Below are 21,695 nucleotides of genomic sequence, written 5' to 3' on the forward strand. Positions count from 1 at the left end.
AATGACCCATAGTTGCGATGTCGCCGTGATCGGCGGTGGGCCGGCTGGCTCCACCGCTGCCTACGCACTGGCGAAAAAAGGTTGGCGGGTCGTGCTGTTCGAAAAGGAACGGCACCCGCGGTTTCACATCGGTGAGTCGCTGCTGCCGATGAACCAGCCGGTGTTCGAGCAAATCGGTGTGCTCGACGAGGTGGAGCGCATCGGTGTGTACAAGCCTGGCGCCGAGTTCTACGACGTGGACCCCAAGCAGCCGCCACACCGCTTCTATTTTCGGGATGCGCTGGACAAGAATTTCCCCGATGCCTACCAGGTACGTCGCGATCAGCTGGATGAGGTGCTGCTGCGCAACTGCGAGCGCAATGGGGCGACGGTCTGCGAGGAGTCACGGGTCACGGCGGTGGACTTCGCCGCCGACGGGGCGGGCGCGACCCTGGCGGTCCAGCCCAAACAAGGCGATGCGCAGACCTGGGCCGCGCGCTATGTCGTGGATGCCTCCGGGCGCGACGCCATGCTGGGCGGCAAGTTCGGCATCAAGCGCAAGAACCAGCGGCATGCCAGCGCCGCGATCTTCGGCCATTTCGACGGCGTGCCCCGCAATCCCGGACCCGAAGCCGGCCTGATCAGCGTCTGCTGGTTCGAACACGGCTGGATCTGGTTCATCCCGTTACCCGACGGAATGATGAGCGTGGGTGCGGTGTGCAGCCCGGCCTACCTGAAGACACGACGCGGCAGCACCGAGGACTTTCTCGCGCAGACCATCGCAATGACGCCGCCGCATGTGCAGCAGCGAATGGCTGATGCGAAGCTGGTGGGCGAGGTGCGCGCGGCGGGCAATTACTCCTACCAGTGCGAACGTATGTGCTTTCCCGGCGCGATTCTCGTTGGCGACGCCTGGGCCTTTGTCGACCCGGTGTTCTCTAGCGGCGTGCTGCTCGGCATGCGAGCTGCGCTGCGCGGGGCCGATTACGTGGATGCCGAGCTGCGTGGCGCGCCCGAGGCGGTGGCGTTACGCGAATCCTTCGAGCGGATCTCACGCCGCAGCGTCAAGGATTTCACCTGGATGATCGCCCGCTTCAACTCGCCGGGCATTCGGCATCTGTTCACCAATCCGGGCAATCCGTGGCGGGTGCAGGAAGCGGTCACCTCGCTGCTCGCCGGCGACGTGGAGCGGGACAACGGCGTGCGACCGCGGCTGATGTTCTTCCGTGGGCTCTACTACTTCTTCAGCGTGCTGCAGCTGCCGGCCGCGATTCGAGAATGGTTTCGCCGGCGCGCGCGTGTGCGGGTGATGCTGAACTCCGATACCGGTGCTGCGCCGGAAGCCTGAGCCCTAGGCGGCGGACGGGCCTGCGGCAAACGCCTCGATGCGGTCGACGAGAATCTTCGGCGAGGGATAGCTCATCTCGCCGGTTTTCGTATCCACCGCCACCTGCGTGGTGGCCGCCTTGGTCAGCAGCTCGCCGGTGTCGGCATTCTCAATCCGATAGCTCAGCTTGAACCGGAATTCGACTTCATCAACGGTGATGAGAATGCGCAGCCGGTCGCCGAATGTGCAGCCCTTGGAATAGCGGATTTTCAGATCCACCACCGGCCAGGCGTAGCCGGAGTCGTACATGTCCAGATAGGTGTAGCCGATCCGCTCGAGCAATTCGCAGCGCGCGATTTCCATGTAGCGGATGTAATGCCCGTGCCAGGTCACGCCCATCATGTCGGCGTCGTGAAACGGAACGGTTAGCAGGGTTTCGTGTTGGTGCATGCGCGAAGGTTATTGGAGGCCCGGCGTGGCTGCCTGTCGTGGACGTGTGTTGTCGGGGTCCGGGAACGGTAGAATTAACCGTTATCACCTTATCGAATTGTTCGCGCAATGCAGAATTCACTGTCCCAGTCCGAACTGGATATCGCCTCCCTGCTGGTCGAGACCCTGAACCTGGAGGACGAATCCCCAGAAGACATCGAGCCCGAGGCGTCGTTGTTTGGCGCCGACGAGACCGGGCTGGGGCTGGATTCCATCGATGCCCTGGAAATCGCACAGGCCATCGCCCAGAAGTACGGGGTTCAGATCCGGGCCGATGACGCCCGCAATAAGGATATTTTTCGGTCCTTGCGGTCGTTGACGGAGTTCGTGGTCGCCAACAAGGACTGACCATGCGCGCCCTCTGGCTCGCCTATCCACTGCTCGTGCACGCGGCGATCGTCACCGAATACAACGGTTTGTACGCCGCTGCCCTGGTGTTGCTGTTGCTCATGAGTCTGTCCGGCGCCCTGCTGCGGCGCCGGCCCTGGGCGCTGGCAACGGCGTTGCTGGGGACTGCCGGACTGATCTGGGTCAGCCTGTCGGGATTGGCGATTTATTTTCTCTATCTGCCGCCCGTGCTGATGAACGGGTTTCTGTGCGTGTTTTTCGCACAAAGCCTGACGGCGGGACGCACGCCGATTATTTCATTCATGGCGCGCAAGATTCGTGGCGAGGCCCTGCCCGAACCACTGGTCCGCTACACCCGCAGGCTGACCGCGTTCTGGAGCCTTTTTTTCGCCGTGATGGCGCTGATCAGCATCTTGCTGGCGATCGGGGCCAGTGACGAGGTCTGGTCGCTGTTCACGAATTTCATCAGCTACCTGATTGTCGCGGCGGTGTTTGTGCTGGAGTTCTTCCTGCGCCGGCTAATCGTTCCGAACGAGGCGCACACCTCGATTCGCGACTACCTGCGCGGCCTGGCGAAGACCGACGTGCGCGACATTCGATGACCGCCCGCCCGAAAACCGGCGTGTGGCAGCGGTCCGATGGTGCGGTTTGGTCAGTTGACGCCGCCTTTGCCCGAGCGAGTCGGTTGGTCGCGACGTTGCCAGACCGTCCGCTGCTCAATCTCTGCATTGACCGGTTGGATTTCGTCACCGTGCTGCTGGCCAGCGCGATGCGGCGTCAACCCTGCCTGCTGCCCAGCGCCGACTCGGCGAGTGCGCTGGAAGCGGTCAGGGCCGGTTACCCCGATGCCATCGAAATCCGATGCGTCGACGATGCCCGGACCCCCGTCAGCGACGCCGGTTGGCGTGCCGTGCTGGATTACGCCGGCACCGCCACCGTGGCGTATACCTCGGGCAGTACCGGGATGCCCAAGCCCGTCGCCAAAACCTGGCCGACGCTGCTGGGCGATGCCGCCTGTCTGGTCGCCGCGCTGGCGCGCCACGGGGTGAGCGACGGCACCGGGGTGGTCGCCACGGTGCCGCCGCAGCATATGTATGGATTGGAAACGACCGTGCTCACGGCGCTGGCCGCCCCTTATGTCGTGTACGCCGGGCGGCCATTCTTCCCGGCGGATATTGCTGCCGCGCTGGCAAGCCTGCCCGGTCCCCGCATGCTGGTCAGCACGCCGGTGCATCTCAAGGCCTTGCTGAATAGCGACATCGCCGTGCCGGCCGTTGATGTCGTCGTGTCGGCGGCGGCGCCGTTGCCGACCGCTTTGGCCGAGCGACTGCAGATACGGCTGGCATGCCGTGTCGTCGAGATCTACGGCAGCACGGAAACCGGCGCGATCGCCAGCCGCGAGCCCACCGCGGACGAGACCTGGAACCTGTTTCCGGGAGTCCGTTTCGACGCCAGCCACGCACGGCTGCAATGCGATCATCTGCCGGCCGGCACCGCCATACAGGACCGGCTCGAGGTGTTGTCCTCGGAGCGGTTCCGGCTGCTTGGGCGCCCGGACGACATGATCAAGGTGGGTGGCAAGCGCTTTTCGAAGCAGGCGCTCACCGAAGCCCTGCTGAGCGTCGACGGTGTCGAGGACGCAGCGGTGACGATATTGGACGCGGCCGACCGCGTGGCGGCGGTGGTCGTCGCGCCCGGTGTGGACGCCGCGGCGATTCGCAGTGCATTGGCCTTGCGGGTCGATCCGGTCTTTATTCCGCGGCCGCTGCGTCATGTCAGCGCGATTCCGAAAACGCCGACCGGAAAACCCGCCGCCGCCGCGCTGCGCGAGCTGCTGGCAGGGGCGTCGTGATCAGGCGCTGCGCCTGGGTGGCGGTCCTGTGGTTGTGGGGGCTTACTGCGGCGGCGTCCGAGCTGGATGTCGTGACCGCTCAGCTGGCGCAGGAATCCATCGTGACCGGTCAGTTCACCCAGCAGCGTCGCGTGGCATCGCTGCCGTTTCCGCTGGTCTCGTCCGGTGAGTTCGTGTTGCAGCGCGAGCAGGGACTTTACTGGCATGTGCTGACTCCGGCCGAATCGGAACTGCGCATCCGCGACGGGCAGGTGCAGGAGCGGATTGGGGGCGAGGCGTCCACGTGGGCCGCGCCGCCGCTGGGCGAGCAGGGCAACCGGATGACCGCCCGACTGCTCACCGATCTGCTGTCCGGCCGATTCGCCTCGCTGGACGGACTGTTCGCGCTGACGGCCGATACGAGCGATGACGGCTGGCGCGTCCGGCTGGTGCCGCGCTCCGAGGCCTCCGCCGCCTATCTGCACGCCATCAGTGTCTCCGGCGGTGCGCATGTTGATCGGGTGGTGCTGGACCACGGGGCCGGCGAAACTACGACCATCCGCCTGGACACGGCACCCGCTCGTGAGCTGACGCCGCGCGAACGCGACATTCTGGGGCCGCCCTGATTGAATCGCGCCGCATTCCTTCACCGCGCCGGGCTGGCTGTTTGGCTGGGCATGATCGCCCTGGCCGGTCTGCTGGTCGGACTCGCCTGGATCAATGGGCAAGGCATCGAGACCGACATCCGCCGGGCCTTTGGGGTGACGGCAACGGATGATGTTGACCGCTGGCTGGAGGATCAGACGGCGGCGTCACTCGGCGAAACCATGGTGCTGCTCGGGCATGCGGAACGGGATCAGTTGCGCGTTGCGGTGCGGGCCGCCCGCGAATTTGTCGACAGCAGCGAGGTTTTGCAGCGCCAGCCGTGGGCCCGGCCGCCTCCGGCCGATTCGCTGCTCGCTCACCGTGGACATCTGCTGTCCGCTGGCGACTGGCAGCGTGTTCAGCATGCCACCGCGAGCAATATAGCCGCCGAGGCGCTGCGCCGGCTCTATGCGCCGACAGGCATGGCGTCCAGCCTCGGCTTCGACGCCGACCCCTTCGGCACCCTGGGTCGCTTTGCCTCCAGCCGCTGGCCCGATGCCGGCTTCGAGCTGGACGGCGATATCCCGATCAAGGCCGGTCAGGGTGTCGACTGGGCGGTGCTGCGGCTGTCGACCGGCGCGCAAACCTTCGGGCTGGAGGGCGCCCGCCATACGGTAGCGGCGCTGGATGCGCTGGCTGCGGCCGTCACCGCGGTGGTGGCTGACGCGCGCTATCTGGACCTGAGCGTCAGCCGGCATACCGACCGCGCAGCCGAGCAGTCGAAGCGGGAGATGAGCCGTATCGGTGTGCTGTCCATCATCGCCATTACGCTGTTGCTCGGCTGGCTGTTTCGCCACCCCGGTCCCTTGGTGCTCACCGTGCTCAGCATTGCCTCGGGCATGCTCATCGGGTTTGCCGCGGTGTCGCTGCTATTTCCGCGGTTGCATTTGATCGCGATGGTGTTCGGCGCTGCGCTGATCGGGATCGCGGTGGACTACGCCCTGCATCTGCTGATCGCGCCCGGCGATGGCCAGCAGCGGCTGCGCGCGGTGATGCCGGGCATTTCACTGGGTTTGCTGACGACCTGCGTCGCCTTCGCCGGATTGCTGATGGCGCCCTTCGAGAGTCTGCGGCAGGTGGCGGTATTCGCCATGTTCGGGCTCGGCGGGGCCTGTCTGACGGTGTTCTGCGTACTGCCGCGATGGCTGCGAGCCGATGGCCTCAAGCCGCGCGAGGCCGGGTTGGAATTCGCCGAGCGCCTGCTGGCCGGCCGGCCGAAGTCCGACCGCTGGGCCGTGCTCTGGATCGTGGGCCTGCTGGGTGTGGGCGCGGCCGGACTATTGCAGTTGCAGACCAGGGACGATTTGCGCGCCATGTATTTTTCGCCGCCGGAATTGATAGCGCAGGCGCGGACCGTACGCGCCATTGTCGGAGGCTGGGATGCCTCGCAAATGCTGGTGGTCCGAGCCGCGGAGCGGCAATCGTTGCTGGAGTCGCTGGAGCGGCTGGAACCGGGTCTCGATGATCTGAAGCGCCGTGGCGTGCTACGCGACTACCTGCATGTCGCGCGGTCCCTGCCGTCGCAGCGGCGCCAGCAGCTCGTCCACGATCGCCTGGATGCCCTGGTGTACGCGCCGGGGCAGGCGCTGGATCAGCTCGCCGCCGACCTGAACGCACCCGACACCTGGGCGCAGTCCCGGCGCGCCGCATTCAACGACAGCACGCCGCTGCGCTTTGATGGCTGGCGCGAGGACATGGCCGGCACGCCGTACCCGGATCTGATCGCGCCGCTGGCGGATGCCTGGGTGGGGCTGGTGCGGGTGAGTGACGTGGGCGATGTCGAGGCAGTCGTGCAATGGGCAGCGGCACAGAGGGCGTCGGGCGTGGATGTTCGATGGCGGGACACGATTGCGGCGGCACAGCGGCAACTGGCCGCGGCGCGGCAGGGCGCTGCGCGTGTGCTTGTGCTCGCAGCGGCCGCGGTGCTGTTGGTACTTGGGCTGCGCTACGGCACTCGAGGCGCCGTGACCGTGGCGCTCCCGTCGCTGCTGGCGGTGGTCGGCACGCTGGGCCTGTGCGGCTGGCTGGGGCAGCCATTCACCGTGTTTCGACTGTTCGCGCTGCTGCTGGTCATCGGCCTGTCCATCGACTACGCGGTGTTTGCCCGTGAAGCCGGCAGTCATGCCAGTCCGACCTTGTTGGCCATTGCGCTCTCGGCGTTGACCACCTTGCTGTCCTTCGGTTTGCTGGGCTTGAGTTCCACGCCGGCGCTTGCGGAGTTCGGATCGACCGTGGTGCTGGGAGTGGTGATCGCGCTGGCGTCCACCTGGTTGCTCTGGCGGCGCCAAGGCGTGGCGGCATGAGGCGGCGGAGTATCGGGGCATCTCTGCTCGCCGCGCTGTGGCTGACAGGCTGCGCGGGCTTGCCCCGACCGGCGCCCTGTCCACCGATTCTGCCGCCGCAACCGGTGGCCGGCTGGTCGGGTGCCCAATCACAGGCCGAGGTGATTACGTTGCTCGGGCCGGATGGCCACCGTCGCCAGTTGCTGGTGGTCGGAGAGCGGTCACCGCAACTATTGCGTTTGCGCGGCTTTAACCTGATTGGCTTGGAACTGTTCCGTCTGGATCACCACGAGGGCAGCCCCGAGATCGTCTGGCTGACGGGCGAAGCACCGGCCCTGGATGCCCGCGTGCTGGTGTCGGATTACCAGTTGGTGCACTGGCCGGCCGACTCGCTGGCTGGGCGGCTGGATAAGGGTCGGTGGCGCCTGGACCACGACACGCGATCACGCCGGTTGTACTGCCGCGACATGTTGATCGCGGAGGTGCAGTTCGCAGCGGACGGCAGTGCCCGGTTGTTCAATCACCAACTGGGTTATACGCTTGAAATCCGACCGGTCCCGGCGTCGGCCGAACCGATACCCGACGCGAGCTGATTCGCGAGCCACCGTCGCGCCTTTCCCGTTGTCTATGCACGCGCTTTCCATTCCAGAGCTGCCCTGTGCGGCCGAACCCTATCTCCCGCACGATGCGCCCATGGCGTTGATCGACGAGATCGTCAGCGTGTCGGAAGGCAGCCTGGAAGCTGTCGTCGCCATCCACCCCGCCTGCCAGTTCGCGGCGCAGGACGGCGTGCCCGTGTGGGTCGGCGTCGAATACATGGCGCAGGGCATCGCGGCCTTCGGTGGCGTGCTGGCGCGCAGCCGGGGTGAGCCGGTCAAGATCGGCTTTCTGGTCAGCGCCCGGCGCGTGAGCTGCGCGGTGGACAGTTTCAACTTTGGCGACCGGTTGCGTGTCGTCGTGCAGGAGGTCCACATGCCGGACGATGGTCTCGCCACCTTCGATTGCCGGATTGTCCAAGACGGCGATGAACTCATGACCGCCCGCATCAACGTCTACCAGCCGGCCGACCCGATCAAATACCTGGAACAGGGCCTATGAACGACCGTCGTCAATCCATTCTGATCACCGGCGCCAGTCGCGGGATTGGCCAGGCGGCCGCGCTGCGACTGGCTGCCGACGGCTACGAGGTGGTGGTGAACTATCGCCAGCGGGATGCCGAGGCCCAGGCCGTCATCGACGCCATCCGCGCCGACGGCGGGCAGGCGCGGCTGCTGCGCTTTGATGTCAGCGACCGCGGCGCTGCGCGCGAGGCGATTGAAGCCGACGTGGCGGCGAACGGCGCGTACTACGGCGTTGTGTTGAGTGCGGGTGTGTCCAGCGACGGCGCGTTTCCCGCCCTGGGCGAAGCCGACTGGGACCGGGTGATCGATACCAATCTCGGCGGTTTTTACAACGTGCTGCATCCGCTGATCATGCCGATGATCCGACGGCGTGCCCCCGGACGCATTGTCGCGCTCACCTCGGTGTCCGGCCTGATGGGGAATCGCGGGCAGGTGAACTACAGCGCCTCCAAGGCCGGAATCATCGGCGCGGCCAAGGCGCTTGCGGTCGAGCTGGCAGGCCGCAAGATCACCGTGAACTGCGTGGCGCCCGGCCCGATCCGCACCGAAATGATCGATGGCGCACCGCTGGAGGAAATTGTGAAGCTCATTCCCGCCAAACGTGTCGGCGAACCTGAAGAGGTCGCGGCGTTGATCGCATTTTTATGTTCCAAGGACGCCGGCTACATCACCCGACAGGTGATTTCGGTGAACGGAGGCATGCTTGGCTGACCTGCAACGCGTGGTCGTCACCGGCGCGGCCGGGTTCTGTCCGCTGGGCGGCAGCTGGGATGAGATCGCCGATGGTCTGGCGACCCATCGAAGCGGTATCCGCCGCATGGACGATTGGGATCGCTACACCGACATGCGCACGCGCCTGGCGGGCGAGGTGCCGGCATTCGAACTGCCGCCGACCTACACGCGCAAGAAGATCCGCACCATGGGTCGGGTCGCCAAGCTGGCCGTGCGCTCTACCGAACTGGCGCTGGAACAGGCCCGGTTTGATCTGCAGGCGGCCGATCTGACGCAGATTGGTGTGGCCTATGGGTCATCCAGCGGCTGCACGGCGGCCACGCAGGAACTCAGCCGCTTCGTTGGCGGCGACGGGCGCGGCGAAGTGAGCTCCACCAGCTACCTGCGGATGATGCCGCACACCACGTCGGCCAACATCAGCATGCATTTCGGCCTGAAGGGGCGGAACATCCCGACGTCCAGCGCCTGCACCTCGGGCAGCCAGGCGATTGGCTATGCGTTTGAGGCGATCCGCTTCAACCGCGTCGACGCCATGGTCGCCGGTGGCTCGGAGGCGCTTTGCGTGTCGCAGGCCGTGGTCTTCGATCTGCTGTACGCCACCAGCATCAAGAATGACACCCCCACGCAGACGCCCTCGCCGTTCGACCGTGACCGCGACGGACTCGTGATTGGCGAGGGTGGCTGCACGCTGGTGCTGGAATCACTGGAATCCGCGCAGCGGCGCGGGGCGCCGATTCTCGCCGAAATCGTCGGCTACGGGGCCAGTTCTGACGGCGGGCATGCCACGCGGCCGAATCAGGACATGATGGCCGCCGCGATGCGGCTCGCGCTTCGGGATGCCGGCGTCTCGGCACAGGACATCGGGTTCGTCTGTGCCCACGGCACGGCGACGGACCATGGTGACATTGCCGAAAGCCGCGCCACGGCGGAGGTTCTTGGACACAAACCGTTCGCCTCCTACAAGGGGCACATGGGCCACACGCTGGGCGCATGCGGCGCGCTGGAGTCATGGTTTGCGATCGAAATGATGAATCGGGATCGCTTCGATCCGACGCTGAACCTGAAAAATCCCGACCCCGAATGCGGAGATGTGGACTACGTCATGAACCAGAGCCGGGATATCCGGACCGAGTACGTGATGAACAACAACTTCGCTTTTGGGGGCGTGAACAGTTCGCTAGTATTTCGCCGGTGGCATTTTTGATTGATCACCAGGGAGTTCCAACCTCATGACGAGACAGATTCTTGCGGCAACACTGATGGCGTTGCTCGCGCTGCCGGTTGGTATGGCTCAGGCACGTGATGAGCACTCGACCTTTCCGCTGGAGGATTTCTTCGCTCGGGAAGACGTGCAAAACCGCCTCGGCAACGAGGTCAAGTTCTACTTTGGCGAACAGAGTCATCCCGCGGTGGCTTCACGCCTTGGCGAGTACCAGTCAAACAAGAAAACCAACGCGTTCAACAAGACGGATCAGGAAGCCTGCGAATGGGCCTTGTTCTCCGCAATGTTGTCGCTGCGGGACCGAGCGTTGCAGCTGGGCGGCGATGCCGTCGTCAACATCACCAGCAATTATCGCAACACGCCGTTCACGTCCAAGACGGAGTACATGTGTGGCGCGGGCAATGTTCTGGCGGGTGTGACGATGAAGGGCGAGGTCGTCAAGTTCGAATAGCGGTCGTGTCGGCGGGCTGGGATTCCGGTTCGCCGATCGCACCCGGGGCCGCGAGCGGCCACAGACCCTCGATTTCCAGCAGCAGGTCGCGCCGGCAGATCTCGCCACGCAGCGGGATCACCGGCGTCTCCCTGCCCCAATGCCCCTGGATGCGTTCGATGAGTTCATCTGCGGGCACGCCAGGGCGCGTGTAGGCGCGCAGCGCTGCCGGAGCGGCAGCGACATCCGCCCGCTGCGTCAGGCTGGCGAGGTTCCGATGGGTTTCATCCAGTTGCCGCCGCCAGTCGCCCTCGTGGCGGGTTTCATGCCCAACGATGCTCGCGGTGCCCGACACGATGAGGGCCCCGCCGGCGGCATTGTTGACCTTGGCGGCGCGGGCAAATGACGGGCTGGCTGGGCCGTATTGCCGGGGGTAGCGGTAGGCGCTGATCTGCCGCGGATTTTCGACCGGCTCACAGGGAGCCGCGCCCGCGATGAACATCAGAAATACCTGTGCGGCCTCGCAGCCGATGGCGGTTGCCGGGGGCAGCGCCTGTTCCGGAAGCGCAGATTCCCGCAGTGCGCGGTGGCGGCCCAGGCTGAAACGCCGATAGCGTTCGTCATCGCCCTCGCCGTCGTTAATGTCGGAGAAGAAATTCCATACGCGCCAGAGACGTTGGTGGTTCTGTTGGCCTAGCCAGGCCAGCAACTCGGCATAGGCTCGATGCGCGAGGGTTTCGATGTCCTCGCCCTGATCTTCGAGTATCAGGCTGCCGATGGTTTCGCTGTCGGTTCGGGCGTAATGAATAGCGCCACTGGTGCCTGTGGTGACCGGGCCGGATGGACTGGTCCAGACTTCGCGATACGGTGTATCCGCCGCCAGCGGCGTGACAATATGCCGGGCATCGGTGGGGCGTTCGCCAGGGTTGGCATCAAAGTCGACCACGGCCAGCACGTCGGGCCGGTCGAGCAGGCATTCGCGATTGAGGGTGGTTGTCTGGACGGTCAGCATGGGTCGCAGCCCCGTCGTGCCGGGAGGTGATGGCCAAGCTGTTTGCAGCGAGGCCAGCGTCCGGCGCGAGGGATATCGAAGTCTTGAATCAGTGAACAGAGTGTCGCGTGAGCGAACAGTGGAGATCTTACCAAGAGCGGGGCAGCGGGTTCTGGATTCGATCCGTGTTCTGGTTCGGTGTGCGTCTGGGGCGCCCCGCCACCCGCTGTGTGCTGTGGCCGATTGTCGCGTATTTCCTGCTGACCGGTCGCGCAGCCCGGCGGGCGTCGCGAGATTTTCTGCGCGTCGCGTTGCGGCGGCCCGTGCGCTGGGGCGACCAGTGGCGACATTTTTTCTATTTCGCCGCCACCATTCTGGACCGGCTTTATTTTTATGCTGGCCGCACGGCCGCGTTCGACGTGAGGGTGGATGGCGCCGAACTATTTGATCCGATTCTGGAATCCGGCCGCGGGGCCTTGTTGCTCAGCGCCCATTTCGGCAGTTTCGATGCCATGCGCGTGGCGGCCGAGCAGCGGGAGGATGCGTTTTCCCTGCGCATCCTGATGGACTTGTCGCATAGCGAGGCGCTGAACAAGGCGCTGCGGGCGGTTAATCCGGCGTTTCTGGACGCCATCATCGATTCATCGCAGGCGGCCAATGAGCTGGGCTTGCGCATCCGCGAAGCAGTTGCGGAAGGCGATGTCGTCGGCCTCATGGCCGATCGCGTCAACAGCGCACAGGAGCGCAGCGTCGACTGCCGGCTGTTCGATCGCGCCGTGCGGGTGCCGGCCACCCCGTGGCTGCTGGCGGCTGTCCTGCGGGTGCCGGTGATTCTTGGCCTGTGTACCTACGAAGGCGCCAATCGCTATCGGGTGTCGTTCGAACTGCTTCATCCAGGCGGGGAGGCCATCGGCTCGCGTCAGCGCATGGATTTCGTGCAGCTACAGGCGCAGGGGTATCTGGACCGGATCGAGGCGCATGCCCGGCGCAATCCCTACAACTGGTTCAATTTTTACCCGTACTGGTCCAGGGCTTGATCGCCGGGCCAAGGCCCATTCGTCGCCACAGCATGATGACAAACAGCCGGGCATGCATGAACGAGATGCGGGCGTTGTCGCGCAGCATGCGAAAGTGCGAAACGCCGTCTTCCGGATAACGGACACGGGTGGGCACGCTAATGATTTGCGCGCCGTCCCAGTAGGCGTGAACGATGATGTCGGTGTCGAACTCCATGCGGTTGCCGATCCGGCATTGCCGCATCAGCTGGCTGGTCGAGGGCACCGGATAGAGTCGGAAGCCGCACATCGAATCCTGAATCTGCAGCGACGCGGTGTTAATCCACACCCAGACATGCGTCAGGTAGCGCCCGTACAAACGCAACCTGGGGACCGAGTCATCGTAAATCGGCACTCCGGTGACCACGGCTTCCGGATGCAGTCGGCTTTGTTCCAGCAGCTTCGGCAGGTCGGCGGGGTCGTGCTGGCCATCGGCATCGATTTGCAACACATGGGTAAAGCCCGCCTGCTCGGCGCAGGCCAGGCCATGGCGGAACGCGGCGCCCTTGCCCTGGTTGAGCGGCAGCCGTTCGAGATGTACCCAGCTGGATTCGGCACCCGCCAGCGCATCGAGAATCGTTGCGCAGTCAGCCGAGCTGCCATCGTCGATCAGCCAGCAGGGGAGGCCGAACGAGCGCAGTCGATCGATGACGCCGGCGATTGCGCCACCATGGTTGAACACCGGAATGACGATGCAGGGGCGAAACGCGTCCGCATCGGGGCTGATATGTGGCATCCCGTCAGCGCCAGTTGATGCGGCCACTGGCATAAAGCGTTTCGTGACACGCGTAGCTGAACCGGGTGGAAGCGGCCTCGGCGTTGTCGGCCAGTTCCAGTGTCACGGTGTCGTCAGGCATCAGCACATGATGAAACTTGAGATTCGCGATACTGGCGACTTTCGGCTCGTGGCCGAATGCCGCGCAGGCCCGCCGGATCGCCCAATGCGTGAGGGCGACACCGGGGACGATCGGCGCTTGCGTGAAATGGCCGGCGAAATACGCCAGGTCGGTCGGAATGCGGAGCTGATAGCGACGCAGGGCGCCATCGCCGCTGCGGTCCAGTTCGACCGGTTCGATCGGCTGTCCGTCGGCCACGGGATCAGGCGCTGATCATCTCGTCAACGGCGTCGACGATGTCCTGCACGGTACGCACGCTTTTGAACTGTTCCGGCTCGACCGCCTTGCCGGTGATCTCCTTCAGGCGCACGACCAGATCGACGGCGTCGATACTGTCGATGTCGAGGTCCTCATACAACCGGGCCTGCGGCGTGACTTTCTCGGGTTCGATTTCGAACAGTTCTTCGAACAGCTGCTGGAGCGTCGAAAAGATATCTTCCTGCGATTTCATTGATGATCTAAAGCGATGGGCTGGCACGTAGGGCCCCGCGCCGAGAGCGCGGGACGGAAGGATTCGAAGGCACCTGGCGGTGCAGCACGATGTCGCTTCCCTGGTCGCGACCGAACAGCGTGCGCCCTTCGGCGCGTAGTGTACCGGTGAACGGCGCCATGCGTAAGTTGGGCGATGAGCGTCTAGTCCGGCGGTCCGGCGGAATCCGGCGCGTTCTGGAAGATGCGGCTGAACACCTCGCCGGCCGCCGGTGCCCAAACCTTCCACTTGTGTCCGCCGTCGGGCTCGACGTAATGCGAGTCGGGAATCACCCCGGCAATTTGTTGTGCCGCCAGATAAAACTTGTCGTCGCGCCCACAGATCAGCCACAGGCGCGCGGCGCGCTCTGGTTGCTGGGTGAATTGCTTGAGCATGCGCCAGACTTCGTACGGCACATCGTCCGGGTGGATGACCGACGGTGCGGGGCCCGGTTGCCATTGGGCCAGGCCGCCCGCCTTGGCGATGTTCTTCGCCAGTTCCTTGCGGCCGGTGAACGGGGCCATCAGAACCAGCCCGGTCAGGAACTCGGGGTGCGCACGCTCGTATAGCAATGCGCCGAAGCCGCCCAGCGACGCGCCCGCCATCCAGAATTCAGAATGCCCCGCCACGACCGCAGGATTGATGATCTCGCGTTGCAGGCGTTCGAGCAGGCTGCGGTCCATGTAGTAACCGAATTCGGCGGCCGCCAGGATGACGGTGGCATCCGCGTTGGCTTGTTGGATCTGCTCGACAATGCCCGATGCCTTGAAGCTCTCCATGTCGTCCTGAATGCCGGGCAGCACGACGACGACCGGACCATCGGCCTTGCCGCTGAGCGCGGCGTAGGTCTCCGTCGGAATGGGGCCGTCCGGCAGCTGTCTGGAGACCAGGCAGGCCGCGAGAACCAGGGTCGCCAGCACGACCGCCAGCAAGCCGAATCGCACCGGATGTCGTTTCACGATTGCTGGAACCATCGGCCTACACGCTGCTGGTGGGCTTGTCGTGCCGCTGATGTCATGCCGGTTTGCTCTGCAGGCGGTGCGGATCGTCGCCGGCCGGGGGCTGCCAGTCCTTGAGCAGCTGCCACAGCTTGCGTTGCTGCAGGCCGAGCATGGCTCCCGTGGTCAGGACGCCGCCCATCAAGGCGCCGCCCACCCCTGCGGTGACCACATCCTGACCCGTCAGGTAGAGGTTCTTGACCGGGGTCACGGGGTGCAGCCAGCGCTGACGGAAGCGCTCGGGGTCGTGGTCCAGGCCGTAGATCTCGCCCTGGTCGTAAAAGTTGAACCATTCGGTGGACAGCGGCGTGGACAGCTCGAAGTAGTCCAGCGCGTCGCGCAGTTGCGGCATCTGCTCGAACAGCGCTTCCAGCAGCCGGTCCGACAGCTGGGTCTTGAAACTGTCGTAGTCGTCGCCGCGCTGGTTCCAGGTGGTCTCCCGCCATTGCTCGAACCAGGCGTATGGACCCAGCGAGATGACCTCCACGGTGCTCTTGTCCGGATAATGGTTAATCCAGTCCGGGTCCTTCGCCGATGGAAACGAGATATAAACCAGCGGTAGCGGCTGGTTCTGGTCGGCCTCGAAACGGGCCAGGTTTTGCTCGTGCTCCGCGCTGGGGTACACCCAGAGGTTGGTGCGCGGCAGTCCCAGTTCTTCGGCGGTTCCCTTGAAACCCGCGTACAGGCAGATATGCGAGGCCGAAGGCCGCACCGATTGCATCTTGTCAGAGACGCCCAGCCGGCCGCGCTCGGCTTCGGGCAGCAGCTTTTCGAAGGTGTTGCGGGCCCCCGCACTGCTGACGACCCGTCCGGCGTGGATCACATGGCCGTCGGCCATACGCACGCCGGTTGCCGCGCCTTTCTCCACCAGAATTTCGGCGACCTCAGCGTAGGTGAACACTTCGCCGCCGCTGGCGCGGATGACCGGAACAATGGTGTCGGCGATTTTCCATGAGCCGCCGACCGGATAGCAGCCGCCGCTGAAATAGTGCTTGGCCACCGACGCATGCATCAGGAACGTCGCCTCGGCCGGCGGCATGCCATAGTCGCCCCATTGACCGGTGAGTACGCCGATCAACTGCTGGTTCTGGGTGAGCGATTCCAGCACCTCGCGGACCGTCATCGTGCATTCCTTGGGCACGCGCTGGTCGCGGATCAGCCGGTACAGCCAGTTCATGCCGGGCGACAGCGCCTGGCCCGTGAAGAAGTTGCGCATGGAGCCGGCGACACGCACCACGAGGTCCACGTAGCGGTCGATGGCATCGGCTTCTTCGGGAAAGCGGGCTTTGAGGTCGTCGGCAAACTGTTCGCGCCCGACGCGAAAGTCGTAGCGTTCACCACCGATGATGATGCGATCGTAGGTGTCGTCCATCTGCGCCCATTGCAGCTGGCCATCGGAGATCACGTCGAAGATTCGGCGCAGCGGCGAGTAAGGTTTGTGGACCTCGCCGATGTAATGCACCCCAACATCCCACTCGTAGCCGTTGCGCTCGTAGGTGTGGGTGAATCCGCCGGCCGTGTAGTGCTGCTCAAGCACGCAGACTCGGCGTCCGAGGCGACTGAGCAGGGCCGCATTCGCCAACCCGCCGATGCCGGAACCGATGACGATCACGTCGTAATGCTCGTCGACGCGTTGTGGCCGATAACGGCGTCCGACTCGTTTCATGAGGTCTGCTCCAGCGCTGTATGAGCATGATCATAACGTCTGGTTCGACAGCGCGAACCGGCCGGTCCGCACTGTCGCGCCTCGGGTTTGGGGCAGCCGCTGCTGCGCGACCCGGCTATAGGCTTACTGCAGTCGCGTAATGGCCTGCTCACCCACGCCAACGAGATGGCCGTTGAGGAACACCAGTGGAGTGGTCTCGTCGCGGGTGGTGTCGCCGTCTGCATCGGTACGGTGCGTGCGGTAGCGCAGAATTCGGTATTCGCCCTGCTCGCCCTTGAACACGTCCGTGAAATCCGGGATGCCCAGATGCGTCACCACGGCAGTCGATGGCGTGCCCATCGAAATGCTGCTGATGTAGTCACGATTGCTGCGCTCCTGCGCGCGAACGCTGGTGTGGTCATAGGCGTCGTGATCGTCGCCGCCGATGCTCAGCACACAACCGGAGGTCATCAACAGGCCGGCCGCGGCGAAGGGAAGAATCAAGGTTTTCATGAAAGCTCGCTTGAGTGAGTGTTGCGGTGATCAGAGCATGCCCCATGCCAGATCAAAAAGTTGATAAATAACAATCAGTTATACGTTAGCCGCGCCAAGCTGATGCCCAGCCGACCAAATGTTGGGGGCAACTAGGCCGATATTCGGTGAATTTAACCGCCTCCGCCGCAAACCATCGCGACAACGCCTCGCCGGCGGCTCGCGGACTTGATGCGCGGCGGATTTCCCGCTGAAATCGCCTGATGCAACAGCCCGCCGTGCTCTTCGTCTGTTTGGGAAACATCTGCCGTTCGCCATTGGCCGAGGCGGCCTTTCGTGCCGAGTGTCAGCGTGTTGGCCTGAGCGCGAAGGTGGATTCCGCCGGGACCGGGCATTGGCATATCGGGGCACCGCCCGATCGCCGCGCCCAGACGGTTGCAGCACGACACGGCATCGACATTTCCAGCTACCGGGGCCGGCAGGTCGAAGACGCGGATTTTAACCAGTTTACTCATATCATCGCGCTTGATGACTTCAACCTGCTGGACCTGCGCAAGCTCCAGCCGGTCGATGCGACGGCCGAGCTGAGCTTGCTGCTGGATCACGTGCCCGATCGTGCCGGTGAGCCGGTTGCCGATCCCTATTACGGGGATTCCTCGGGATTCGACACGACTTGGCGCGACGTGACCGAAGGCGCGCAGGGGCTGGCGGCGGCGCTGCTGGCCAGGGGCTGAAAACCGGTATTTTTCCTGCGGCGCGGCGCTGATCTTGAGGTGGCAACTTGGCGGCGTGAATGGATCAGTGTTTCCTTAACTTATGTTCTGGTCTGTGGGGGCACGCTCGTTCACATTGCCCGAACGCCAACAGAGGGAGGCAGGGATGCTGGATGTCAATGTTCTGATGCGCGCATTGCAGGACTCGGCAGATAGCGTCGTGATCACCGAAGTTGGTGCGTCGGGTTGTCGGCCCATTGTCTTTGTGAACCCTGCGTTCGAGCGCATGACGGGCTATAGCGCGGACGAGGTGGTTGGCGAGGATTGCCGCCTGCTGAATGCGGGGTTGGAGCGCCAGCCCGAACTGGACCAATTGCGCGATGCGTTGGTTGACGGCGCGCATTGTCGGGTGACGGTGGAGAACCGCAGAAAGAACGGCACCCGCTTCTGGAATGAGTTGAGTATTTCGCCGGTTCGCAATGCCGATGGCGAGATGACGCATTTTCTTGGGATTCAGAACGATGTGACCGAGCAGGTGCTGGCGCAGCGTGAACTGGAACGGCGCGTCCATGCCGTGGATTCCCGCCACGACGAGATGCGCTCCAAGCTTTACACCGACCCCTTGACCGAAGTCGCTAACCGGCGTGCCTTCAACGAGGCCCTGACCGCCCTGTGGGCATCGGATGACGCGGCGGATCGGCCGTTTGCTCTGCTACGCATCGATATCGATTTTTTCGAAGCGTTCAACGATGCCTACGGCGAGACCGATGGGGATCGTTGCCTGCAGGACATCGCCCGCGCAATCGTCCTCGCGGTCTCGGACGAGCGCGCTACTGTCGCGCGCTACATGAACGATGAATTTGCCGTGGTGATTCCGGGCTGCGATCAGGCGCGTGTCGAGGCGGTGGGAGAACAGATTCGAGTGGCCGTGGAGCTGCTGAACATCCAGCGGGACGATGTTCCTAGCCGACGCGTGACGGTCAGTGTGGGAGGGACGGTGGTCGAGGCGTATGACACGCCGGCACTTACGATCGATCAGGTACAGAGATACGTTGATGCATCGCTTTTCGTGGCCCGCGGGGGGCGGGATATTTTTCTGGGGACGGGGAACTCCGTCGACATTCGACCCATCGCGGCGCAGCGTCTGCAGCCGCCACCGCAGGGGGCTTCCACCAGCTCGCAACAAGACGCTGTCCGGAACTAGCCGCCGCGTTCTGCGGTCGGTTCTGAGGCACGGTGGTCGTTGGCTGGACGCGCGAATCGTTTCGCGGCAGTCGCAAGCGGTGAAGTTCAGCCGAGTCCAGACATACTGCGCATTCGACCTTGTCTTTCGTCAGGCGGTCGCGATCGCGTTGACCCCGTCACCTACTGGTTTCAACGCACGGGATCGGCATGACGGATAGTTGTCTTGTTCAATCTTATGATCGGATCGTCAGTCTCTCGCATGCGGAGAAGGCGTTTCTGCATTCGCTGGAAGAGCAACCGACCGATTTCAACGCCGGCGACGTGATCGCCGCGCAGGCGAGCCACTGCGATCAGCTATTCGTGGTGTCGCAGGGCTGGTGCATCAGCGAAATTGCGGATGACACGGGGCAATGCCAGATCATCGATGTGCATTTGCCCGGCGACATCATCGGCACGCGTGAGGTGGCGTTCGCCCGCCGGCTATCGACGCTGCGCGCCGTGACGCCAACCACGGTCTGCCCGTTTCCCCGCCGCCGTCTCAACACGATGTTCCGGGACGCCCCTCGCCTGTCCGGCGTCTTCGTGCTGATCGCGATGCAGCGCGAGGCGATTCTCTCGGAGCGTATTTTCGATCTGGGGCGGCGTGATGCCCTGGCACGCGTCTGCCATTTCCTGCTCGAAATTCAGGAGCGGCTCAAGGATTCCTGCACCGTCGACGGCCATGAAATCCAGCTGCCGCTCACCCAGCAACACCTGGCGGATACGCTTGGCCTGACCTCGGTGCATATCTCTCGGGTCATCCGGCGTCTGCGCGAGATGGGCGTGGTCGACATCAAGCGCGGCCAGGCTTTGATACTTGATCCCAAGCGTTTGCGTGTGTTGGCGCGCAAGAACGAGGAGTACCTCGAGCTCGATACCAGCTGGATCGAGGGCACCAGTGCCCTGACCGTTTCGGAGGCGATGCTGGATGGTTTTCCGGATGCGCCGGTGGCCGAGCAGCCGCCGGGGGAGTAGCGCAGCGACGGCGGAGCGCGTCCCCCGATCCGATCGCAGACCGCTACAACCACGATTTGACGAAAAAGCCCGGGCCCTGCCTCGGGCTTTTTTGTGCTTGTCGCAATGGCCGTGTCGGGTTCAAACGCTGCTATGACGTGGAATCGGGATGGCCGAACACAACATAGGTTCTGTGGCGTGTGAACGACTGTCGCGTCGGAGAGACAGGCGGAAATCCCTGAAAAACAAAGCACTTGCCGGACGCCGGCAGGGCTGGTGTAGCCCCTCAGCGACAGTTTTTCCCATTTCCTGGGTGCAATGCAGCATAAGTCTCAGGGAGTAACGAATAAGTAATTGATAATAATGAATTAAATGGACTTGGCACCGCGGTTGCCATGTAAGAGCCAAGTCAGCTTTGCGGCTGACTAGCGGGAATATGGCAATCGGCTCTCGATTGAAGGGGAGGGACCTGAGTTGAATGTTTGCCCTCATAGGAGAGTGTCGTGCGAATTAGTATTTTTGGAATGGGTTATGTCGGGGCGGTCTGCTCCGCGTGTTTCGCGGAAGACGGTCACGAAGTGATTGGTGTGGATGTCTCCGAAGCCAAGGTTGACCAGATCAACAGCGGCGAGTCGCCCATTGTTGAGCCGGGCCTGGCTGATCTGATCAAGGCGCAGGTTGAATCTGGCCGACTGCGGGCGACCACGGACGCCGAGGCAGCTGTCAGGGACACCGATCTGTCCATGATTTGTGTCGGCACGCCAAGTCAGCGCAACGGTGATCTGGACATGCGCTATGTGCGCTCTGTATCCGAGCACATCGGTCGCGCGCTCAAGCATAAGAACGGGCCGCATACGGTGGTGGTACGCAGCACGGTGCTGCCGGGCACGACGCGCCAGATCGTCATTCCGACCATCGAGGCCGAAAGCGGCAAGCGCGCCGGCGAAGGCTTCGGAATCGGCGTGAACCCGGAGTTCCTGCGTGAAAGCACGGCGATCAAGGACTACCGCGAGCCGCCGATGACGGTGATCGGCGAGCTGGACACCTGGTCGGGCGATCAGCTCTACAAGCTGTACGAATCGCTGCCCGCCCCGATCATCCGCAAGCCCATCGAAGTGGCCGAGATGATCAAGTACACCTGCAACACCTGGCATGCCGCCAAGGTCACGTTCGCGAACGAGATCGGCAACATCGCCAAGAGCATGGGCATCGATGGTCGCGATGTGATGGAAGTGGTCTGCCAGGACCGCAAGCTGAACATCTCCGACTACTACATGAAGCCGGGCTTTGCCTTTGGTGGCTCCTGTCTGCCCAAGGACGTGCGGGCACTGACACATCGCGCCGGCCGCCTGGATGTCGAGCATCCGATGATCGCCGGCATCATGCGCAGCAACCAGCAGCAGGTCGATCGGGCGATGGACATCATCGAATCCTTCGGCGAGCGCCGCGTCGGCATGCTGGGTCTGAGCTTCAAGGCCGATACCGATGATCTTCGCGAATCGCCCATGGTCACCTTGGCCGAATCGCTGATTGGCAAGGGCTTCGAGCTGGCGATCTACGATCGCAATGTCGACTACGCCCGTATGCACGGCGCCAATCGCGATTACATCAACAAGAAGATCCCGCACATCTCCTCGCTGCTGCGCCCCGACATCGACGAGGTGATCGGCGGCTCCAATCTCATGGTGCTCGGCAATCGCGATCGGATGATCGTCGACGCCTACGAGAATTTGCCGCAGGAGAAGAAGGCCGTCGATCTGGTCGGCCTGATGACGCATACCTCCACCCACGCCCGCCAGGGCATCTGCTGGTAACAGCAGCCTGACGCGGGGCGGCCGTGTTGGCGGCCCGC

The 21,695-nt window shown here is 63.9% G+C and carries 24 protein-coding genes; 16 read left to right on the top strand and 8 right to left on the bottom strand.

What is annotated here, in order from left to right; genetic code table 11:
• The first annotated feature begins 1 nt into the window (after position 1).
• Positions 2-1,327 carry an NAD(P)/FAD-dependent oxidoreductase gene (locus ACE1EY_RS03555; RefSeq protein WP_370299498.1) on the top strand — a complete coding sequence of 442 codons (1,326 nt, stop codon included), beginning with the start codon at positions 2-4 and terminating at the stop codon, positions 1,325-1,327.
• A 3-nt stretch (positions 1,328-1,330) separates the two neighbouring features.
• Here ACE1EY_RS03555 and ACE1EY_RS03560 read toward each other — a convergent pair whose 3' ends face one another.
• The gene (locus ACE1EY_RS03560; RefSeq protein WP_370299499.1) at positions 1,331-1,756 is read right to left on the bottom strand and encodes an acyl-CoA thioesterase; all 426 of its coding nucleotides are present in this window, start codon (positions 1,754-1,756) and stop codon (positions 1,331-1,333) included.
• Positions 1,757-1,864: 108 nt separating this feature from the next.
• On the opposite strand from ACE1EY_RS03560, the gene ACE1EY_RS03565 reads away from it, so the two are divergent.
• The 10 genes from ACE1EY_RS03565 to ACE1EY_RS03610 are packed head-to-tail and all read left to right on the top strand — an operon-like array spanning position 1,865 to position 10,427.
• Positions 1,865-2,143, top strand: a complete 279-nt coding sequence (locus ACE1EY_RS03565; protein ID WP_291515003.1) for a phosphopantetheine-binding protein — start codon at positions 1,865-1,867, stop codon at positions 2,141-2,143.
• A gap of 2 nt (positions 2,144-2,145) precedes the next feature.
• Positions 2,146-2,745: a hypothetical protein gene (locus ACE1EY_RS03570; protein ID WP_291515004.1), complete on the top strand. Its 600-nt coding sequence runs from the start codon at positions 2,146-2,148 to the stop codon at positions 2,743-2,745.
• Positions 2,742-3,995 (top strand): AMP-binding protein, encoded by a 1,254-nt coding sequence (locus tag ACE1EY_RS03575; protein ID WP_370299500.1) that lies wholly within the window; start codon positions 2,742-2,744, stop codon positions 3,993-3,995. Before ACE1EY_RS03570 ends, ACE1EY_RS03575 begins: the two co-directional genes overlap by 4 nt.
• A complete protein-coding gene (locus ACE1EY_RS03580) occupies positions 3,992-4,600 on the top strand; it encodes an outer membrane lipoprotein carrier protein LolA (protein WP_291515006.1) in 609 nt (202 codons plus the stop codon). Before ACE1EY_RS03575 ends, ACE1EY_RS03580 begins: the two co-directional genes overlap by 4 nt.
• Entirely contained in the window at positions 4,601-6,922 is a 2,322-nt protein-coding gene (locus ACE1EY_RS03585) for a hypothetical protein (protein ID WP_291515007.1), read from the top strand.
• Positions 6,919-7,494, top strand: a complete 576-nt coding sequence (locus tag ACE1EY_RS03590) for a DUF3261 domain-containing protein (protein ID WP_291515008.1) — start codon at positions 6,919-6,921, stop codon at positions 7,492-7,494. Before ACE1EY_RS03585 ends, ACE1EY_RS03590 begins: the two co-directional genes overlap by 4 nt.
• A 34-nt stretch (positions 7,495-7,528) precedes the next feature.
• Positions 7,529-7,999, top strand: coding sequence for a 3-hydroxylacyl-ACP dehydratase (locus ACE1EY_RS03595; protein WP_373928037.1), 471 nt, complete (start codon positions 7,529-7,531; stop codon positions 7,997-7,999).
• On the top strand, positions 7,996-8,733 hold the full coding sequence (gene fabG / locus ACE1EY_RS03600; protein WP_291515010.1) for a 3-oxoacyl-ACP reductase FabG: 738 nt from the start codon (positions 7,996-7,998) through the stop codon (positions 8,731-8,733). Before ACE1EY_RS03595 ends, fabG begins: the two co-directional genes overlap by 4 nt.
• Positions 8,726-9,958 (top strand): beta-ketoacyl-ACP synthase, encoded by a 1,233-nt coding sequence (locus ACE1EY_RS03605; RefSeq protein ID WP_291515011.1) that lies wholly within the window; start codon positions 8,726-8,728, stop codon positions 9,956-9,958. The genes fabG and ACE1EY_RS03605 overlap by 8 nt, the downstream gene beginning before the upstream one ends.
• A 25-nt stretch (positions 9,959-9,983) precedes the next feature.
• Positions 9,984-10,427 carry a hypothetical protein gene (locus tag ACE1EY_RS03610; protein WP_291515012.1) on the top strand — a complete coding sequence of 148 codons (444 nt, stop codon included), beginning with the start codon at positions 9,984-9,986 and terminating at the stop codon, positions 10,425-10,427.
• Here the strand turns inward: ACE1EY_RS03610 and ACE1EY_RS03615 are convergent.
• Positions 10,414-11,418, bottom strand: a complete 1,005-nt coding sequence (locus ACE1EY_RS03615) for a hypothetical protein (protein ID WP_370299501.1) — start codon at positions 11,416-11,418, stop codon at positions 10,414-10,416. The two genes, ACE1EY_RS03610 and ACE1EY_RS03615, sit on opposite strands and share 14 nt — an antisense overlap.
• A 107-nt stretch (positions 11,419-11,525) precedes the next feature.
• Here ACE1EY_RS03615 and ACE1EY_RS03620 point away from each other — a divergent pair, with 107 nt between their 5' ends.
• Positions 11,526-12,434, top strand: a complete 909-nt coding sequence (locus ACE1EY_RS03620; protein WP_370299502.1) for a lipid A biosynthesis acyltransferase — start codon at positions 11,526-11,528, stop codon at positions 12,432-12,434.
• On the opposite strand, the gene ACE1EY_RS03625 is transcribed toward ACE1EY_RS03620, so the two are convergent.
• From ACE1EY_RS03625 to ACE1EY_RS03650, 6 genes are all read right to left on the bottom strand, one after another.
• Positions 12,403-13,188 carry a glycosyltransferase family 2 protein gene (locus tag ACE1EY_RS03625; RefSeq protein ID WP_291515014.1) on the bottom strand — a complete coding sequence of 262 codons (786 nt, stop codon included), beginning with the start codon at positions 13,186-13,188 and terminating at the stop codon, positions 12,403-12,405. The genes ACE1EY_RS03620 and ACE1EY_RS03625 overlap by 32 nt on opposite strands.
• 4 nt (positions 13,189-13,192) lie before the next feature.
• Positions 13,193-13,546, bottom strand: a complete 354-nt coding sequence (locus tag ACE1EY_RS03630) for a hypothetical protein (RefSeq protein ID WP_291515015.1) — start codon at positions 13,544-13,546, stop codon at positions 13,193-13,195.
• Between the two features lie 4 nt (positions 13,547-13,550).
• The gene (locus tag ACE1EY_RS03635; RefSeq protein ID WP_291515016.1) at positions 13,551-13,799 is read right to left on the bottom strand and encodes an acyl carrier protein; all 249 of its coding nucleotides are present in this window, start codon (positions 13,797-13,799) and stop codon (positions 13,551-13,553) included.
• 182 nt (positions 13,800-13,981) lie between these two features.
• Positions 13,982-14,776 (bottom strand): alpha/beta hydrolase-fold protein, encoded by a 795-nt coding sequence (locus tag ACE1EY_RS03640; protein WP_291515017.1) that lies wholly within the window; start codon positions 14,774-14,776, stop codon positions 13,982-13,984.
• Between the two features lie 55 nt (positions 14,777-14,831).
• Complete coding sequence (locus ACE1EY_RS03645) at positions 14,832-16,481, bottom strand: phytoene desaturase family protein (protein ID WP_370299503.1); 1,650 nt, start codon at positions 16,479-16,481, stop codon at positions 14,832-14,834.
• A 123-nt stretch (positions 16,482-16,604) separates the two neighbouring features.
• A complete protein-coding gene (locus tag ACE1EY_RS03650) occupies positions 16,605-16,973 on the bottom strand; it encodes a DUF3192 domain-containing protein (protein WP_291515019.1) in 369 nt (122 codons plus the stop codon).
• A gap of 242 nt (positions 16,974-17,215) precedes the next feature.
• Between ACE1EY_RS03650 and ACE1EY_RS03655 the strand changes: the two genes are divergently transcribed.
• From ACE1EY_RS03655 to ACE1EY_RS03670, 4 genes are all read left to right on the top strand, one after another.
• Positions 17,216-17,686: a low molecular weight protein-tyrosine-phosphatase gene (locus ACE1EY_RS03655; RefSeq protein ID WP_370299504.1), complete on the top strand. Its 471-nt coding sequence runs from the start codon at positions 17,216-17,218 to the stop codon at positions 17,684-17,686.
• A 145-nt stretch (positions 17,687-17,831) separates the two neighbouring features.
• The gene (locus ACE1EY_RS03660) at positions 17,832-18,869 is read left to right on the top strand and encodes a sensor domain-containing diguanylate cyclase (RefSeq protein ID WP_370299505.1); all 1,038 of its coding nucleotides are present in this window, start codon (positions 17,832-17,834) and stop codon (positions 18,867-18,869) included.
• Between the two features lie 188 nt (positions 18,870-19,057).
• Positions 19,058-19,864 (top strand): Crp/Fnr family transcriptional regulator, encoded by an 807-nt coding sequence (locus ACE1EY_RS03665; RefSeq protein WP_291513472.1) that lies wholly within the window; start codon positions 19,058-19,060, stop codon positions 19,862-19,864.
• A gap of 482 nt (positions 19,865-20,346) precedes the next feature.
• Complete coding sequence (locus tag ACE1EY_RS03670; protein ID WP_291513471.1) at positions 20,347-21,657, top strand: UDP-glucose/GDP-mannose dehydrogenase family protein; 1,311 nt, start codon at positions 20,347-20,349, stop codon at positions 21,655-21,657.
• Positions 21,658-21,695: the final 38 nt, after the last annotated feature.

Source organism: Abyssibacter sp. (assembly GCF_964229365.1).
Lineage (GTDB): Bacteria > Pseudomonadota > Gammaproteobacteria > Nevskiales > OUC007 > Abyssibacter.

What these genes read in the sequence shown, in the direction of transcription:
- ACE1EY_RS03555 (WP_370299498.1), top strand. Translation starts at nt 2, where the DNA reads ATGACCCATAGTTGCGATGTCGCCGTGATCGGCGGTGGGCCGGCTGGC.
- ACE1EY_RS03560 (WP_370299499.1), bottom strand. Translation starts at nt 1,756, where the DNA reads ATGCACCAACACGAAACCCTGCTAACCGTTCCGTTTCACGACGCCGAC.
- ACE1EY_RS03565 (WP_291515003.1), top strand. Translation starts at nt 1,865, where the DNA reads ATGCAGAATTCACTGTCCCAGTCCGAACTGGATATCGCCTCCCTGCTG.
- ACE1EY_RS03570 (WP_291515004.1), top strand. Translation starts at nt 2,146, where the DNA reads ATGCGCGCCCTCTGGCTCGCCTATCCACTGCTCGTGCACGCGGCGATC.
- ACE1EY_RS03575 (WP_370299500.1), top strand. Translation starts at nt 2,742, where the DNA reads ATGACCGCCCGCCCGAAAACCGGCGTGTGGCAGCGGTCCGATGGTGCG.
- ACE1EY_RS03590 (WP_291515008.1), top strand. Translation starts at nt 6,919, where the DNA reads ATGAGGCGGCGGAGTATCGGGGCATCTCTGCTCGCCGCGCTGTGGCTG.
- ACE1EY_RS03595 (WP_373928037.1), top strand. Translation starts at nt 7,529, where the DNA reads ATGCACGCGCTTTCCATTCCAGAGCTGCCCTGTGCGGCCGAACCCTAT.
- fabG (WP_291515010.1), top strand. Translation starts at nt 7,996, where the DNA reads ATGAACGACCGTCGTCAATCCATTCTGATCACCGGCGCCAGTCGCGGG.
- ACE1EY_RS03610 (WP_291515012.1), top strand. Translation starts at nt 9,984, where the DNA reads ATGACGAGACAGATTCTTGCGGCAACACTGATGGCGTTGCTCGCGCTG.
- ACE1EY_RS03615 (WP_370299501.1), bottom strand. Translation starts at nt 11,418, where the DNA reads ATGCTGACCGTCCAGACAACCACCCTCAATCGCGAATGCCTGCTCGAC.
- ACE1EY_RS03625 (WP_291515014.1), bottom strand. Translation starts at nt 13,188, where the DNA reads ATGCCACATATCAGCCCCGATGCGGACGCGTTTCGCCCCTGCATCGTC.
- ACE1EY_RS03635 (WP_291515016.1), bottom strand. Translation starts at nt 13,799, where the DNA reads ATGAAATCGCAGGAAGATATCTTTTCGACGCTCCAGCAGCTGTTCGAA.
- ACE1EY_RS03645 (WP_370299503.1), bottom strand. Translation starts at nt 16,481, where the DNA reads ATGAAACGAGTCGGACGCCGTTATCGGCCACAACGCGTCGACGAGCAT.
- ACE1EY_RS03650 (WP_291515019.1), bottom strand. Translation starts at nt 16,973, where the DNA reads ATGAAAACCTTGATTCTTCCCTTCGCCGCGGCCGGCCTGTTGATGACC.
- ACE1EY_RS03655 (WP_370299504.1), top strand. Translation starts at nt 17,216, where the DNA reads ATGCAACAGCCCGCCGTGCTCTTCGTCTGTTTGGGAAACATCTGCCGT.
- ACE1EY_RS03660 (WP_370299505.1), top strand. Translation starts at nt 17,832, where the DNA reads ATGCTGGATGTCAATGTTCTGATGCGCGCATTGCAGGACTCGGCAGAT.
- ACE1EY_RS03665 (WP_291513472.1), top strand. Translation starts at nt 19,058, where the DNA reads ATGACGGATAGTTGTCTTGTTCAATCTTATGATCGGATCGTCAGTCTC.